Source organism: Fibrobacter sp. UWH4 (assembly GCF_900142475.1).
GTDB lineage: Bacteria > Fibrobacterota > Fibrobacteria > Fibrobacterales > Fibrobacteraceae > Fibrobacter.
The window spans coordinates 74,406-90,921 of record NZ_FRAY01000009.1 but is presented as its reverse complement, the minus strand read 5'-3'; the positions used below and the strand labels follow the sequence as shown (position 1 = coordinate 90,921).

16 protein-coding genes are annotated in these 16,516 nt (G+C 51.4%); 6 read left to right on the top strand and 10 right to left on the bottom strand.

The window, feature by feature from the left end:
- Positions 1-16: 16 nt before the first annotated feature.
- The 6 genes from rpmF to BUA93_RS13825 form a co-directional block, all read right to left on the bottom strand.
- Complete coding sequence (gene rpmF / locus BUA93_RS13850; RefSeq protein ID WP_072800982.1) at positions 17-205, bottom strand: 50S ribosomal protein L32; 189 nt, start codon at positions 203-205, stop codon at positions 17-19.
- Positions 206-207: 2 nt separating this feature from the next.
- The gene (locus BUA93_RS13845) at positions 208-735 is read right to left on the bottom strand and encodes a YceD family protein (RefSeq protein ID WP_072980385.1); all 528 of its coding nucleotides are present in this window, start codon (positions 733-735) and stop codon (positions 208-210) included.
- 227 nt (positions 736-962) lie between these two features.
- A complete protein-coding gene (locus BUA93_RS13840) occupies positions 963-1,823 on the bottom strand; it encodes a type II secretion system protein (protein ID WP_139258105.1) in 861 nt (286 codons plus the stop codon).
- A 116-nt stretch (positions 1,824-1,939) separates the two neighbouring features.
- Entirely contained in the window at positions 1,940-2,692 is a 753-nt protein-coding gene (gene truA / locus BUA93_RS13835) for a tRNA pseudouridine(38-40) synthase TruA (protein ID WP_072980382.1), read from the bottom strand.
- Complete coding sequence (locus BUA93_RS13830; RefSeq protein WP_072980380.1) at positions 2,692-3,681, bottom strand: hypothetical protein; 990 nt, start codon at positions 3,679-3,681, stop codon at positions 2,692-2,694. Before BUA93_RS13830 ends, truA begins: the two co-directional genes overlap by 1 nt.
- A 265-nt stretch (positions 3,682-3,946) precedes the next feature.
- A complete protein-coding gene (locus BUA93_RS13825) occupies positions 3,947-5,299 on the bottom strand; it encodes a GGDEF domain-containing protein (protein ID WP_072980424.1) in 1,353 nt (450 codons plus the stop codon).
- 81 nt (positions 5,300-5,380) lie between these two features.
- On the opposite strand from BUA93_RS13825, the gene BUA93_RS13820 reads away from it, so the two are divergent.
- Positions 5,381-7,954 carry a TIGR03960 family B12-binding radical SAM protein gene (locus BUA93_RS13820; protein WP_072980379.1) on the top strand — a complete coding sequence of 858 codons (2,574 nt, stop codon included), beginning with the start codon at positions 5,381-5,383 and terminating at the stop codon, positions 7,952-7,954.
- 110 nt (positions 7,955-8,064) lie between these two features.
- On the top strand, positions 8,065-8,808 hold the full coding sequence (locus tag BUA93_RS16360) for a hypothetical protein (protein WP_072980377.1): 744 nt from the start codon (positions 8,065-8,067) through the stop codon (positions 8,806-8,808).
- Positions 8,809-9,128: 320 nt separating this feature from the next.
- Here the strand turns inward: BUA93_RS16360 and BUA93_RS13810 are convergent, their stop codons facing one another.
- Positions 9,129-9,341 carry a DUF6812 domain-containing protein gene (locus BUA93_RS13810; RefSeq protein ID WP_072980375.1) on the bottom strand — a complete coding sequence of 71 codons (213 nt, stop codon included), beginning with the start codon at positions 9,339-9,341 and terminating at the stop codon, positions 9,129-9,131.
- A 124-nt stretch (positions 9,342-9,465) separates the two neighbouring features.
- Here BUA93_RS13810 and BUA93_RS13805 point away from each other — a divergent pair, with 124 nt between their 5' ends.
- Positions 9,466-10,260 carry an LOG family protein gene (locus BUA93_RS13805; RefSeq protein WP_072980370.1) on the top strand — a complete coding sequence of 265 codons (795 nt, stop codon included), beginning with the start codon at positions 9,466-9,468 and terminating at the stop codon, positions 10,258-10,260.
- Between the two features lie 95 nt (positions 10,261-10,355).
- A complete protein-coding gene (locus BUA93_RS13800; protein WP_072980368.1) occupies positions 10,356-11,456 on the top strand; it encodes a protein kinase domain-containing protein in 1,101 nt (366 codons plus the stop codon).
- Positions 11,457-11,460: 4 nt separating this feature from the next.
- Here BUA93_RS13800 and BUA93_RS13795 read toward each other — a convergent pair whose 3' ends face one another.
- Positions 11,461-12,069: a toxin-antitoxin system YwqK family antitoxin gene (locus BUA93_RS13795; protein ID WP_254793995.1), complete on the bottom strand. Its 609-nt coding sequence runs from the start codon at positions 12,067-12,069 to the stop codon at positions 11,461-11,463.
- Between the two features lie 50 nt (positions 12,070-12,119).
- On the opposite strand from BUA93_RS13795, the gene BUA93_RS13790 reads away from it, so the two are divergent.
- A complete protein-coding gene (locus BUA93_RS13790) occupies positions 12,120-13,625 on the top strand; it encodes a B12-binding domain-containing radical SAM protein (protein ID WP_072980365.1) in 1,506 nt (501 codons plus the stop codon).
- A gap of 167 nt (positions 13,626-13,792) precedes the next feature.
- On the opposite strand, the gene BUA93_RS13785 is transcribed toward BUA93_RS13790, so the two are convergent.
- Together BUA93_RS13785 and BUA93_RS13780 are read right to left on the bottom strand one after the other, a co-directional pair.
- Entirely contained in the window at positions 13,793-14,797 is a 1,005-nt protein-coding gene (locus BUA93_RS13785) for an ImmA/IrrE family metallo-endopeptidase (protein WP_072980363.1), read from the bottom strand.
- Positions 14,798-14,805: 8 nt separating this feature from the next.
- Complete coding sequence (locus BUA93_RS13780; protein ID WP_072980362.1) at positions 14,806-15,129, bottom strand: type II toxin-antitoxin system RelE/ParE family toxin; 324 nt, start codon at positions 15,127-15,129, stop codon at positions 14,806-14,808.
- A gap of 180 nt (positions 15,130-15,309) precedes the next feature.
- Here BUA93_RS13780 and BUA93_RS13775 point away from each other — a divergent pair, with 180 nt between their 5' ends.
- A complete protein-coding gene (locus tag BUA93_RS13775; RefSeq protein WP_072980360.1) occupies positions 15,310-16,515 on the top strand; it encodes a T4 RnlA family RNA ligase in 1,206 nt (401 codons plus the stop codon).
- Position 16,516 lies beyond the last annotated feature (1 nt).

The following is a 16,516-nucleotide window of genomic DNA, read 5'->3' as shown; positions in this document are numbered from 1 at the left end:
ACAGTAGAACCGTTAATTAGGCTTCGGCATCCTTCATGTTGATCACTTCGACACCATTGTAGTAGCCGCAAACCGGGCACACGCGGTGCGGGCGCTTCACGGAACCGCAATGATCGCAGGTAGCCATAGCGGGCACTTCCATCTTCCAGTGGGTGCGACGCTTGTCACGACGGGCGGTCGAGGTTTTTCTTTTAGGTACTGCCATTTTTAACTCCTATTTTCCATTTTGCTCTTAAGAGCCTTGAGTTTTTCCCAACGGGGGTCCATGGGTTTTTCGCCCGAGTCACCACCGTCGGCTTGATTGTTTGTTACAAAGATAAAATCTTCGTCAGGATTTTTCACGGGTGCGACTGGTTCTTGCAATATAACCAGCTGTCGGATGCACTCGGAAACATCTACGAAGCTCTGCCCCTGGGGAATCTGATAGGCGAAGACGTCAACATCGTCTTCGTCCAGTTCCTGTTTGGCCACCTGGGTACGCGTCACCTCGATTACGACTTCGGTCGTAAAGGGGCGGTCGAACGGCTCCAGGGTGCGGGAGCAGGTCAGAGTTTGCACTCCGGAGACTGTACCGGTCACAAGGCACTTGCTTTCGCCTTCGGGGCTTACCAACACCTCGGCTACCAGGTCGCCCTTGAGGTGCAGTTCGTCGAAGATTTCGGGGGCATCGGAGCGGGACCAGACCACCCGGCGGTCTTCGGAATCAACAAGTTTTTGTGCGATATCTAATCTCAAAGTAGCCCAAATTTAGTAAAAAGCTCATTACAAGTCAAATTACAAAAAGCTTTATTTAGAAGATTGAGGGAAGAATCCACTTAGTTACGGGCACTAGACGTCCTATAACGATCCGAAATTCCCCGTCGCATTCATCCTTGAGTCATATTAGACGACAGCATCTAGCCACATTTACTTTTTAGTAATTTAAGCATCAAAAAGGTTGCCTTAAGGCAACCTTGATTTATCTACCGGACACAAGTTGATTTCTGGCAACCTTTGCTCCCATACGTAGAGAAGCAAACGCCCTGACAAGTCAACATAGCACTATCCCACCGTCCTTCGGCATCGGAAGCCTTCTCTTTACCTATGAAAACCTCTATAGAATGGCTATTAGGGTCCTTATTCGTCCATTGAAGTTTAAAGCCAACGCGATATTGGTTTGTTCCAGAGTTGGTACTGCTGTAATTTAAAGCTTTGCTGATGAATACGGGTTTGGTGGGATACGTTCTGACATAGTTTTTATTTGCTCCGTTCGATACGGTTGTTGCAATAAATCTCGAATTACCCTTTATTGAATCCGCTTTGTTGGCGTATTTGTAACGTTGAGCAACGATATCTCCGATGGCCCCCATTCCGGCTTCATCAAAGACATCTTTTAAGAAACCTCCTTTATACATAAGCTCACTAACGTTATTTTGCGCATCACGCTTGCCCTGAAAATTGGCTGGCATAACACTGTGCAGCTCCATAATAAATAGAGTTGCACCAGCACCATCCTTAAGCCAATTTGATAAATTTTTAGCATAAGTAGAATCCCCGGCATTCGCAACCGAGAACATATCGCTTTCGTACATATGCCTGTTCACCGCATCCCTAAGCTGATAGAGCGTCATTAAATCGATCCTTTGTTTAGCACGTTCAATCATGTCCGTCAATTTCGGTACAGCCACGCCCGAAAGAAGATCCACAATAATAATCACGACCATCAGTTCCACGATCGTGAAACCGGCCTTCTTTTTTGAACACGTCCGAGAACCCGCGGCATCCACAGACACCGGTTTCATCGACATCTTGTCAGCGAACCATCTCAACACCTGAATAAACATAATAGCCCCCTTATTGGGAGAGTTTACGAGACAAATATAAAAAATAACTTTACAATACAGAATTTTGTAGTAAAAATGTAGTATTCCAATATGGAATATTGTAGTCTGTATCACAACTAGTAATCGCGGTACTCGACGTTCTGCAGGACAAGGCCCTGCGGGGGCGCCCAGGTGCGTTCGCCCTTGAAATTCTTCTCAAAAATGCGGTTTACGGTCCCGAGGGGGTACCGTCCGCGACCGACGTCAAACAACGTGCCGACCATGGCGCGCACCTGGCGGTGCAAAAAACGGTTTCCCTTGATGTGAAACATACAGCTCCAGTCATTTAGCCGTTCGAGCCTAAATTCCGTCAAGATGCAGTCCGTCGGCTTGCCATCGTTCCGGGGAATGCAGAAATCAATAAAGTCGTGTTCCCCCAAGAAAGATTCCGCCTCTTTCTCCATCGATTCCAGATCCAAATTCAACGAGCCGCATTCCCAACCGAAATCGCGCATCAGCGCCACGGGGCGAGTAAAAATCGTGTACTGGTAATAACGGCAAAGTGCATCGTAACGCGAATGGAAATCCGGAGCGCAGGGTTCCAAGTCGCGGATGCGAATCAGCCGCTTGGTCAACCCGTTAATGGAACGTTCCAGCCTCACGCAGTCTATTTCACCATCAAAGTCAAAGTGGACACATTGGCCACGCGCATGCACTCCCGTATCGGTACGGCCTGATCCCGTAATACGGACAGGAGTTCTCAGGGCAATAGCGAGCGCTTCTTCCAGCGCAGACTGAACCGTGACAAATTTTGTCTTTCCACCTTCGTTCTGGGCTTGCCAGCCGTAAAAGGCCGATCCCAGATATTCGCAACGAAAGCGGTAACGCATTAGCCCATGGCTTCCTTAATGACAGCTTCGACCTTTTCCTGAGAAATCTTCAGGCTAGACGCAATAGCGGACGCCGGGAAACCGCGACGGGACATCTGCAAAATCTTCACCTTCTCGTTCGACTCGCGGTCAAAGCGGGTGATCTCGAGAGGGCTTTTCACCTGCAAGTTCGGGTCGCCGGTCATATTGCGGCTCTGCGCACGCAGTTTCATGGTGCGTTCACGGGAGAGCCCGCGAGGCGCGCGCAACACATCGGAAAGATTCTGCATCGCAGAGGTGATGCGCTCCTTGGCGGTCGGTCTAAGCGTCGGCTTGGAATCCGGAGCGCCCGTCAGGATCTTGTTTTCGGGAACGCCGTTTTCATCTTCAAAGACGACCTTCGGTTCCGGAGTTTCGTTAGAAGCCGCAGGAGCAGCGGCGGGGGCTACCGACTGCATAGCCGCTTCAGCTTCGCGCTTTTGCTGGGCCGCGGCATAGGCTTCGACATCAGCTATAATCGAACGCTTTTCACGACGCGGACGCGGAGGAATCGTAGCATCATCAAGTCCGGCCTTCGTTTCCTTGAAGCGTTCCGCCTTGATGGCTTCCATACGGCGCGTAATAATTTCCTGACGCTTGCGCAAAATCAATACCAACACCACCACGCAAATTGCAATCGCCGCAACACCGACGATTATCCACTTGACCGTGTCGAAGGAAAGCGGCACTCCACCAACCGTCGACACCTCTTCGGGAGATTGTTCCGGAGCAGAACGCATAGCAGAAAGCTGTTCCCAGGCCGAATCAAGCTGCAGGCGAATTTCAACCTGACGATCAGGACTCGTGCGGGAATTCCACAAAGCCTGTTCAAGGGAGTCAATCCTAGCGCGGGAAGACAAGTAAGCTTCGGCGTCAAACGACGAACGCACACCCGAACCATCGATGGTCAAGAAAGCCACGAGAGAACAGGTCAGCACGAGCAACACTAATGGCGCAATAAACTTTTTCATATGTAACAAGATAGCAATATTTCCAAATGCAAACCAAATCTTGCAAGACAGAAGGCTTTAAATCGACATTTGAACAGGAGTTCCATCGTTGTGAATCGTTGTAAAAACCACAACGATTTGTTTCAGACGTCACACGAAAAAGTGGTCAAGGGGATTGTTTTTTTCTAATTTAAGAGTCAAGAACTCTTTGTTCTCCTCCTAACCCCCAAAAAGCACAGCTGGCGCAAGTCAGCTGTGTTTTTGTTTTTCAATGTCTTGATTTGATTTAGGATTTTTTAGGCAGGGAGTCGGCGAGAACGACCCTGTTACCCGCAGCCTCGATCGCCATGTGCATCGAGGCTCCCGCCGTATAGAGCAACGTGTTCGCATCGCCCGCATGCACCGGCATCACAGAGACGCCCACGCTGAGGGTGGTCGAGAGGATGGCGTCACCGTAAGCAATCTGCAACTGGGAAATTTCGTTGCGGATTTTTTCGGCACGCTGACGCGTAATCTTGAGGTCTGCCCCCGGCAGAATAACGCAGAAGACTTCACCTTCGTAACGGCAGGGAATATCTTCGGAGCGCACGTAACCGGGAAGACGCTGGCCCAGTTCCCACAGCAACTGCTCAACCGCATGGCGACCCTTGCTCTGCAAGATGTCCACAATGGCATCGGGATACAGCATGATAAGGCCAATCGGACTGTTATGGCGAATCGCGGCAGAGACTTCACGCGCCAGGGATTCTTCCATGTAGCGGCGATTGAACAGGCCCGTCAGGCTGTCGCGGATACTCTGCTGCTTGAAACGGATGTTCAGGTTCTGGTTCGCCACATACTGGCCGAACGTAGTCGCAACGATACTCACCTTGGCATGCCAATCGTCCATCGATTCGTTATCGGGAAGGGCATCCGTCTGCACCGACAAGATTCCGAAATGTTCCTCGATACCCTCAATCGGCGCGCAGAAGGAAACTCCGTGCGGGTGGTGGTGCAAATGGGTGCATCCACCAGTCAGGTTCGGATTGGAGTAGTCCGAGATAACAATATCGCCTGCATCGAAGCTGGCGCATTCCGCCGGACGGATGACATCGTCGCTAATCATATAGCCGCCGAAGGAAAGCACCTTGTGCAGGTCGGTCTGCGTCCCGGCATACATATAGAGGATTCCGGAGGCGTTCGGGAAAAGTTTCGGGAGCAGTTCTTCCAGCGCCTTGACCACCTCGGGAACCGGCCGGTCCTTCAAAAGGCAGCGCGCGTACTTGCGCCAGGCTTCCAGCGGGAAGCCAACGCGGAGTGCAACTTCTTCGATTTTCTTCAAGGCTTCTTTTGCGGGAACCGCACCCTTCGGAAGTGGTAAATCTTCGGGTTCAGGTTCGGGTTTCTCGTTTACGGGCATCCTTGTCGCAAGGTCGAACCGTTCGCCTTTAATGGAATTGAGCGTTTCGGTGAATTCGACTTCGGCATTTTCGACCTTCTTGCGGCAGATAGAGAACAGGACGAAACCGAGGACCACGCCCCACGCCCCGATAAAGAAGAACTTTCCGCCGATAGAGAGACTCGTTTCGGGAACGAAATACGCAACGACGACCCCGGCAATGAATGCAACCAGCCAAAAGAAATAAGAAACCATACTCATGTCCATAAATGTAGTTAAAGAAATTCGGAATTCGGACCTCAGAATTCGGAATTGATATAAAATAAATCTAAATTTGCCTTTATGACCATTCTTGAAAAAATTGCCCTTGCCCTCCCTGCCGTCGAAAGTCCTGCTAGATACATGGGCGGTGAAGCGAACAGTGTCGTCAAAGACCACAGCCAGATGCTCTGCAACATGGCGTTCGTGTTCCCCGACAAGTACGAAATCGGCATGAGCAATAACGGAATCCGTATTCTGTACCATGTGATCAACCGCGAGAGCGACCTGCTGTGCGAAGTTTCGTTTGCGCCGTGGGACGACATGGCGAAAGAAATGGAGAAGTACGACATTCCGCTGTACAGCTACGCGAGCTACACGCCCGTGCGTGATTTCGAAGTGGTCGGCATGACGCTCCAGACGGAGCTCAATTTTACGAACGTGCCCTACGTGCTGGACATCGCACGCATTCCCGTGTGGCAGAAGGACCGACGCGAAGAAGATCCGATTGTTGTCGCAGGCGGCCCTGCCATGGCAAACCCCGAACCGGTTGCCGACTTCTTTGACGCCTTCATGATCGGCGACGGCGAAGACATGATTGTGAAGTTTTTGCGTTGCGTAGGAGAAGGAAGAAAGGCGGGCCTCCCCCGCGCCCAGATATTAGAGAATTTGTCCAAAATCGACGGTGTGTACGTACCGAGCCTACGCCCCGTCATCACCAACGAATTTGGCGACATCGTTCCGGCTGAACCCGCCAAGGGCAGCTACCAGAATACCAACGGCGTTCGCAGGCAGTTCATTCCGGTGATGGACCCGAAGAACTACCCCATCAAGAACCTGATTGCGAACATGCAGTTGGTGCATAACCGATTCAGCGTGGAAGTCATGCGCGGTTGCGCCCAGGGTTGTAGGTTCTGCCAGGCAGGAATCTGGTACAGACCTTGCCGCGAACTCGACCCCGATGATGTTTTGGATATCGCCAAGGCTGGCATCAAGGCGACCGGCGAACGTGAACTCGGACTTCTCAGCCTCTCCACCGCCGACTACAAGCCCGTGGAAGGCCTGACCGACTCCATCATTGACGACCCGTTCTTTGACACCGTGGACGTGAGCCTTCCGAGTATCCGCGTGAACGCCTTCGGCGAAACGCTCGCCCAGAAGATTTCGGCCCTCAAGGGCGGCCGTAGCGCGACCTTCGCTCCCGAAACAGGCTCCGAACGAATCCGCAAGATGATCAACAAGACCATCAGCGACCAGGACATGTACAACGCCGCCGAGCACGCCTTCAGTAGCGGATTCAACAAAATTAAGTTGTACACAATGATCGGTTTCCCGACAGAAAATGAGCAGGACATGGAAGCGTTCTGCAACTTAATCGAAAACCTGGTGAAGATTGGCCGCAAGTACCTGCGCGGATGCCAGATTGCCGTGAGTATGGGCATCCTCATTCCGAAGTCGTTTACGGGACTCCAATGGGCGCCCTTCATGGACAAGGAAACCGCGCTCAAGCATATCCGCTACGTGCGCGAAAGATTCTTCCGCCACCCGAACGTAAAGGTGAACTGGGCCGGTTGGGAAACGAGTTTCCTCGAAGCCATTTACAGCCGCGGCGACCGCAGGCTCGGCCCCGTCATTTACGCGGCTTACAAGAAGGGCATTACCTTCGAAAGCGATTCCTACCGTTTCGATTTTGACAAGTGGTTGCAGGTCTGGGACGAATGCGGCTACGACACCAGCTGGGTGTACCGCATGCGCGATAAGGACGAAGTATTTCCGTGGGATTTCATTCACGCTGGAACCAGCAAGCAGTACCTGCGTGGCGAATGGGAAAAGGCCTTCAAGGAAGATTCCGCTCCGGTGCCCAACTGCAAATGGGGCGATTGCCAGAAGTGCGGCATTCCAGGATTTGGCGCCGAAATCAAGCTCGCGAACGACCCGGTACGTCACAAGGCCCCGAGCCGCACGCCCGAAGAAATCAAGAAACTTGTCGCCGAACGCCGCCCCACACAAAAGAGCTGCCACAGCTACAAGATTACCTTCAAGAAGACGGGCCTCAGCAGATTCCTGCCGCACCAGAACATGCTCAGCTTCTTTGAGCGTACATTCCTTTGTGCTGGCATTCCCATCAAGTTCAGCGAAGGCTTCAGCCCGAAACCGCGTATTTCGAACATGGGCGCGCTCCCTTTGGGCCTTGAAACTTATTGCGAAGTCATCAGCGTGGACCTGTTGCAGCCGCTCGACATTTCCAAGGAAAACTTGCCAAAGATCATGGCAGAACTTTCGAGACCGTTCCCGCGCGGCATGGAAATCGTGAACATCGAACCGCTCAAGGAAAAGCTCAGTAAGCACATGCCGACAGCGATGATTTATTCATTCACGCCCGACGCAATCCCCGCAGGCATCATGGAAAAGTTCGAAAGCAAGACGCTCCCCGTGGTACTCAACCACCGCGGCCAAGAAATCAACTTGAACGAGCACCTGCTCGGAATCCAGATTGCGGGTGGCGCCATCATCACCAAGGTCAAGTGCAACAACATGGGCACGACCGTGAGCCCGTTCAACATTTACGCGGCCCTGATGGGAGTAGAATTCGACCCGAAAAAACTTGACGAAAGCTCCCGCCGCTACCTGATCAAGAAAATCGCGATGGAATTTTAGATTGGCATTCCCCTCGTATCCTGCCTATTTAGCAGATTTTACATAAGTTCAATACTCTAGGCGTTTTTTTAGATTATATTTCACGAAAACCAAACCATAAGGAGTATTTTATGAAAAAGATGTTTTTGGCCGCCATTACGGCCCTCGCCCTCTGCAGCTATAGCTACGCCCAGGACGACTACGAAGATGAATACGAAGAAGATGCCCCGGCCCGCGAAGAAGCTGCTCCCGCGGTAGAAGAAGAAGACGAAGCTCCCGCTCCGGCTCCTGCAGCAAAACCCGCAAAGAAAGCGAAAAAATCTGACGGCAGCGCATTCCTCGGCATCGGAATGGGCCTCACCTCCAATTTCGCCGACAAGGGCCTCAAGGAAATCGATGTCAAGATCAAGCTGAACGAAAGCATGATGGTTACCGCCATTCTCGGCCTGTACCACTATGGCGAAACCTCGACCGAAAACAAGACCCCTGCAGGAACCATCACCACTGACGCAGGCGACAACCACACCGGACTCGCAATCGGTGCAGGCTTCGACTATTTCTTGCCGATGCCGCTCCTGCCGGCCTCTGCTGGCATTGACTTGATTTATGTCAGCAACGGTGAAATCGAATCGACAGACCCTGCAACAAAGACCACAGTTACCGCATCTTCCGGTGACTTCCTGATTGACCTCATGTTCGGCGTCCATGCGGAACTCGTTCCCAACATGATTCTGACAGGTAAAGTTGGCTTGGGCTTTGACTATTCCTTCGCCTCGAACGAAACGAGCATCGCCGGCGCTTCTACAGAAGCAAACACGTCTCGTCTGGACTTCGGTCTGAAGGCTGGCGTCTACGCTACTTGGTTCTTCATGTAATCGAACCTAAAAGCATTTTAAAAAGTCCTCGCAAAAGCGGGGACTTTTTTTACATAAAAACGTTGCTGATGGATTCCGTCGACCTTACGGTCTCCAGAATGACGCTCAGACAAAGGAGAACGATCGGTCGTCCGTGAGCCATAAACGACTCGGCGCAAGCGAGTCGTGTTGGCGAGAGAACCGGCACCAGAGTAAGGATTCTGCCGAATTTAGCCGGTTCGGTCGTCCGTGAGCCAAAAGCGACTCAGCGCAAGCGAGCCGTGTTGGCGAGAGAACCGGCACCAGAGTAAGGAATCTGCTGAGTTTAGCCGGTTCGGTCTTTATTCTGCGGGGAGAATAATCTCGATGTGGCGGGTGCTCACATTCAGGAAGTGCGTACGGAACAGGTCCTTTTCACTCTTGTCGCTGACTTTCACCTGCGTGACAGCGATAAAGTCCTTGTTTTCGCGGATATAGTCCGTAAGGCGCTCGTCGCGGAGCGTGTCGATTTCGCCTGTAATGATAAAGCTGTCGGTCCAAATTTTAACTAGCATGCCTCAAATATAAAGTTTTTTTGATTTGCAAGTAGAAAAAAAGTGTTTTTTTGTTGCATTTTGGCTTTTTGAGTGTATTTTATTGGGTGTAAACGAGCGTTCAACCGAACACAAGGAGTTTTATATGACGACCAAGAAAACACTCAAGCTTACTCCAGGCAAGATGATTTACCACAACGCCGATTTTATTGATAGCGATGTTGGCCGTCCTATCCGAATTCTTTCGGAATTCATGGGTCCGAACCAGATTTTTGCCCAGGAAGGCATCAAGAACACCATCGTGTTCTTTGGTTCGGCGCGTACGCTCCCCATGAGCGAGATTAAGAAACGCCTGAAGAATTGCAAGAACAAGAAAGAGGCCATGCGTCTCAAGCGCCTTTCACTTGTCGCCGAATACTACGATGCCGCTCATGAACTCGGCGCGAAACTTGGCCGTTGGGCCAACAAGCAGCACAAGGGATTCGCCCTGATGACCGGCGGCGGCCCCGGCATCATGGAAGCGGGTAACCGCGGCGCAAACGACGTGGGCACATCCTCCATCGGCCTCAATATCAAGTTGCCGTTCGAACAGCACCCGAACCCCTACATCGACGACGAACTGAACTTGCAGTTCCGCTATTTCTTTATCCGTAAGTACTGGTTCATGAAGATGGCGCGAGCCCTCGTGGTGTTCCCCGGCGGTTTCGGCACCCTCGACGAAATGTTCGAACTGCTGACTCTTATCCAGACCAAGAAATACGGCGACCGTATGCCCGTCGTGATTTACGGTGGTAAATACTGGAACAAGATTATCAACTGGGACTATCTTGCCGACACGGGAATGATCGACAAGGAAGACCTCAAGCTGTTCCATATCTGCGATACCGTTGAAGACGCATACAATATCATTACGACGGCGCTCGAAAAGACAATGGAATAAGAATATTTCAGAATTCGGAATTCGGATTTCAGATTTATTTAAAATATCAACTCTGAATTCTGAACTCTGAATTCCGAAATAGCTATCTTTGGGGCATGATTCGCAACATTCTGGCAGAAACATTAGACCGCGTATCCAGAAACCTGGCACTTCGCCCCAACTACACCATGGAAGAATACCAGAGGTGGTTTGACCAGAATCCCGAATACATGCACAACGGGGCGATGCAGCATATCCAGCTGGTGGAGCCGCTGACTCTCGAAGGCACGAACAACCTGTACCGCGCCCAGTTCTGGCTGGAACATCCGAACGACCCGAGCCGCTACGTCGAACAGGAAATCGTCGTCAAGATTTGCAAATTCTGGGCGAACCCCGGCAAGAACCGCCTGCACCGTCTGAATATGCTCCTGAGCGCTTTCCAGGACGAAATCCGCATCAACAACCTGATTCACGCCACGAACATCGAAGGAGTGGTTCAAAGCATGGGCGGAGGCATCGCCGGTAGGCACCCGTACCTGAAAATGGAGTTCATCAAGGGCTGTTCTCTGGACAGGCTTTTCAGAAAAGACCTCACCGACGACGACATCCTGCACCGTGTAGCGCAGCTAGCCTACCTTGCGAACACCATCAGCCAGCTGCACTACTACCAGATTGTCCACAAAGACCTGAAACCCAAGAACCTGTTGCTTTGCCAGAACCCGCAACACAAGAACAACCATAAGATTCTTATTTGCGACTTCGGTTACGCACAGGCAAAGCTCCGCGAATCCGTCACCGAATACGGTGGCCAGATAACGCCCTGCTACAGCGCCCCGGAACAAGCGATCATGGGCGAGAACCTTTCCGCATCCGTCGACTATTTCAGTTTCGGAATCATCGTTCACGAATACCTGACGGGCGAGCCGCTTTTCCCTCATTCGATGGATATATTCATCGAAGACGGTTACCGCATTACCGACCGTTACCTGGAATACCTGAAGACCGGACGCGAAAACCGTTTCAACGATCCGCGTTTCCCGGAACTTACGCAATGGATTGACAACCTCACGATTTTCGACAGTTTCGAGCGCATGCAAAACAGCCCGAACCTGTTCGACATCGCCCACAAGCTACGCGAACGCGTGAATGCCCAAGGGTATCGCGACGTCAACACGGATTTCTTATGGAACCAGTTGCGCGAATACAACCGTTTTTAGTTTGTTAAAAATCGCAACCCTTGACGCAGCGGTTCTGCTGGAATTCCGCCTCCAGGACCTTGACGCCACGATTGTAGCGGCGGTACGGCCCCTCGCGTAATCCCTTATCAAAAGTCATTTCTTCCTTAAGGCCACCCAGGTCATCAAAAACCTTAGCAACGCCATGCAACTGGCCACGCATATACGGTAACCTGCGGCGGAGCTTCCCCTGGTCATCCCATTCTTCAGTCAGCCCATCCAGGATTCCGCCACGGTAAATTTCCTTGCTTTTCTTGGAGCCGTTTTCGAAATAGATCGTCGAAACGCCCTCTTCGATTCCATTCTTGTAGCCGATAGTCTGCCAGAGTTTTCCATTCTCGAAATAGCTCTTGAACACGCCGTCGAGCTTGCCGTTTTTATATGGAGCCTCGATAGCGACCTTGCCATTCGGATGATAACTGTAGGCTACACCCTCACGAATGTCGGTTCCTCCCTGGACCGTATAAAGGCGTGAAAGGTTACTGTCCGCGTAAAATTCTCTTATCGTATCGAGCGTCACCGCCGGCGAATTCTGCGCTACGGCGACCGAGCAGAGCACACATAGAGAAATACACAACAGAAATACTTTTTTCACGCTCACAAATGTAGCTTTATCGCCAATAATTATGTATTTTGCGAGTGCTTATGCGCATTACTTTTTTAAATCCGCCGTTTCATCCGATGTTCAGTCGCGAGTCGCGCAGTCCGTGCGTGACCAAGTCTTCTACCCTTTATTGGCCCATGTTCCTGAGTTACGCCGCCGGCACTGTCGAAGCGGACGGGAACGAAATCCAGCTGATCGACAGCCCCGCCATGGAGCTCGACCTGCCCAAGACATTGGACGGCATCAAGAAGTTTGACCCCGAACTCGTGATTTGCAGCACGAGTACGCCGAGTATTTTGAACGACCTCAAGGTGGTACACGCCATCAAGGAAGTGCTTCCGAAAACGAAGACCGCCATCATGGGTACGCACGCTACCGCCGAACCGCTGGAATCCATGGAAATGGAACCCAGCCTCGATTTCGTGATTATCGGCGAAGCGGACTACACCGCGAGGAACCTCGCCCGCTACCTGCGCGGCGACATCAAGGACATTTCGAGCATCGCGGGCCTCGCCTTCCGCAAGGCCGACGGCACCGTCGATTTTCAGCCCGAAGGCCCGAAGATCGAAAACCTCGACGAAATCCCGTGGGTGTCCAAAGTTTACCGCAAGTACCTGTACAGCTGCTACAAGAAGTATTTCTACGGCGCGAACCTGAACCCGCTGATCGTGATTCTGAGTGGCCGCGGCTGCCCGAACCGCTGCAGCTACTGCGTGATTCCGCAGACACTGAACGGCCACAAGTTCCGCCGCCGCTCTCCGAAAGATGTTGTAGACGAACTGCAGTACATCAAGGACAACTTTGATGACTTGGGCGAAGTATTCTTCGAAGACGACACCTTTACCGCAAGCCATGAACACGTTCGCGAAATCTGCAACCTGATTCTGGAACGCGGCCTCAAGATTACCTGGAGCTGCAACGCCCGCGCCGATGTGCCGCTCGACCTGCTCAAGCTCATGAAGAAGGCCGGCGGCCGTGAAATGTGCGTGGGCTTCGAAAGCGCCAGCCCGGTGGTTCTCGAAAACATCCACAAGGGTGTGAAGAATACAGACAAGGCCATCGAGTTCACGAAGAACGCCCGCAAGGCAGGACTCCTAGTGCACGGCTGCTTTATGGTCGGTAACCCGGGCGACACGCCGGAAACGCTCCGCATGACGCTCGACTACGCCAAGAAGTTGAACCCGAATACAGCGCAGTTCTACCCCATTATGGCATACCCCGGCACCGAGGCCTACAAGGAAGCTCTCGCTAGCGGCGCATTGCAGACAAAGGATTACAACCAGTGGCTGGACAAGGACGGCTTCCACCGCACCACCATCCAGCGCGGCGAACTCACCAGCCAGGCACTTGTGGACTTCTGCGACAAGGCCCGTCGCGAGTTCTACCTGCGCCCGAGCTACATCCTGCGTCAAGGCATCATGGCCATCAAGAACCCGCGCGAACGCTACCGCGTGATGCGCGGTTTCGGCACGCTCGTAAAGCACCTGTTTAGGAAGCACGGGCAGCTCGCCCCTGTGGCGCGCCAGGCCCCGACTATTAAGACGTAGGAGAAAACCTAAGGTTTTCCCCTAGACTCCTTTCCTTTACCGCAGCTCGGAAATCCTTGACGTCATAAAGGGAAAACACTTTAAAAACGAAACGGCCTTTTCTCCGAGAGATGAGGCCGTTTTCTTATGTACACAAGAATTCGTAAATTCGTTTTTCGACAAAAACACTACATTTTAAACCCAGCATCCACCATGCATTTCTGCGCGAAGCAGTTTGCTTCATCTTCCTTTTCAGGATGGTTGTGCGTGATTTCAATATTCTGTAGACAAATTCCCTTCTTGCCGTGATACAGCACATGCGCCAGTTCGTGGAAAAATGTAAACCACATCGTCGCGCGCTTCTCGAAGCGGTCGTGCAGCTGAATCAGCGGGACATCCTTGTACCAACGATACATGCCATGAATCGGCGCGCACTTGAAGTTCTGCACGAACAGTACGCGGATGCCGATTTTACGACAGATTTCCTGTAAACCCGTCATGCAATCATCCACCACCTCGGCTTCCGGCGTCCAGTAGGTAATGCGCTTCTTGCCCTTCGGGCGTACCTTGTTGGCCGCCGCAAAAGCAATGATTTCGGGGAGAGCTGCCTTCAAGCGCTTGCGCACCGGAATCTGTTCCTGCTTTTCCATCGGGTCCCGGTCCGCAAGAATCTCGCCTCGGCGAATCCACGCCGAAGTCGCATACGGATCCTTGACATCGGCCAGCGAGATACGGAAAGCCACCTTAAGCTTGGCATCCTTGTAGTAACTGTCCCACGCCTGCGGAGACGCCACCGCGAAGAACTTGAGGAGCGAAAGGCCCGATTTGTCGTCAGCCTCGTTTTTACCGCGCCGTACCCAGTCGCGCACGCCAAGTTCTTCGGGAAAAGACTTTCTCCAGAGAGGCTGGTTGTCAAGGGAGGCTTTGACATATTCGCGGGCAAGGTACTCATCGTACGCAATTTGACGTCGCAGCCAGAAGTTCGCAGGAATTTCGGTTATTACCTCAAGCGAAAACGCCACTTCCGGCGTTATACGGCAATATCCCTGCAAAATATCGTTCACCGCCTTGGGCGTGTAGCCCATGCGTGCAGCCAAATCGTTGGCATCAAGACCCATTTCTTCTAACTTTTCCGACAGTGTCCTACCTGGCGGAGTCACATAAGCCAATTCATCACATCTATATACCTGCATAAACGCTCCTACTTGTGATAATCTACAATTTCTAGAATGGAAACGGTATTTTCGACAATCAAACCAACAATATTTCCAGCACTATTCATAACCGGTTTAAAGATAAGCCGATACGGATGGTCCAAATCGCAAGCCCATTGGCCAGCGCGATTGCCTACCAACTCGTGATATCGTCCAGGAACATTCTTTAAAGACTCCAGATCAGCGGCACCCTGAAGGTCGTTTATCCTATCCAAATAGACGTCCGCACGACGTTGCCCCATTTTCCTCACTGCATAGGCCTTGTCACCTGCGCAGCGAGCCAATTCTTTATCTGCATATACTACTTGCACCTACCACCTCATTATTTTACCACACCTACAATATACATTAAAATTTTAATAAATGCAATAGGTATATTGTTTTTTTGAAATCCACACTCGCAGTTCAGGCCCTTGACAGCAGGATTACGCCGAGTATAGATTTATTCTTGCAAGTGTAAACACAACATAAAACAAAAGGGTATAACAGATATGAATAGACTGCCTTCTCTTGACGAATACTTCGCAGCAGCGGAGCGGGGCGAGGTTTCCGCTCTCTATTCGGCTGACCGCAAGTATGTAAAATTCAAATACACCGCACAGGCCATATATTCCAGCCGTTGGAATCGCGTGACTTTACATGCTCGCGGACACGTTTTCAATGTTTCAACAGGTGAATGCGTATTGCGTCCGTGGGACAAATTTTTCAATTTCAACGAACTCGTTTTGCCCGACGGTTCATTCACCTCCACTTACCACGCCTCCGTCAACGAAGGAATGTTCTTCCCGCAAAACAACAAAAGCAAAACATTGCAGGGAGAACTCGGACATTTCATTGCTACAGACAAACTCGATGGTTCCCTGTGCATCGCGGGATTAGTCGACGGCAAGCCTATGGTCACATCGTCAGGAGCAATCCATTCGGAACATTCGGAATGGTCCCGCAAATGGCTAGAAGGCAACGATATCCTAGGCAAATTTGAACCCGGTTGTACCTATATGTTCGAAACTATCGCCGATATTTTTCTGCACCCCATCAGATACAATTACGAAGGATGCACGCTCCTCGGTATCATCGACAACGCAACCGGCCAAGAATCGCCCTTTGACTATGTAGAGAATACAGCAAGGAAATGGAACATCGCCTCTCCACAGCGTGTAGATGTCACAAATCTGGAAGACGCACAAAAGTTCGTTTCAGAGCTCCCCGCAAACAAGGAGGGCACCGTCATCACATTTGATAACGGATTCAAAGTGAAAATGAAAGGCGAAGAATTTCTCAAAGTGCACAAACTCTTCCACGGTCTGACACCCGGTTTTCTTATGGAAAACTTTGATACCGAAACTATGACCTTTCCCGAGAGCATCATGTCCGTGATTCCCGAGGAATTCACCGACCTGAAGAAATTCGCCAACAACTTTACCCACGATTACAAGGACCTACTGGCACGAACCATCGGCTACGCTCATCTGTGGAATTTTATGAAATTAGACCAAGGAACGGCTTACCGTAAAACGCGCGACGCACTTGACGGTTACATAAAGGCTATCGACGCCTCGTCAAAATTGTTCAGGAAACTGGCAAAAGGGGCGACCATACAAAGCACAGACTTCACAACAGCCCAAAAGCTTGTTTACGAAGCTATGGTGAAGCATGAAACTCAGGCGAAGAATTATGCGGCTGCAGTCGCACAATAAA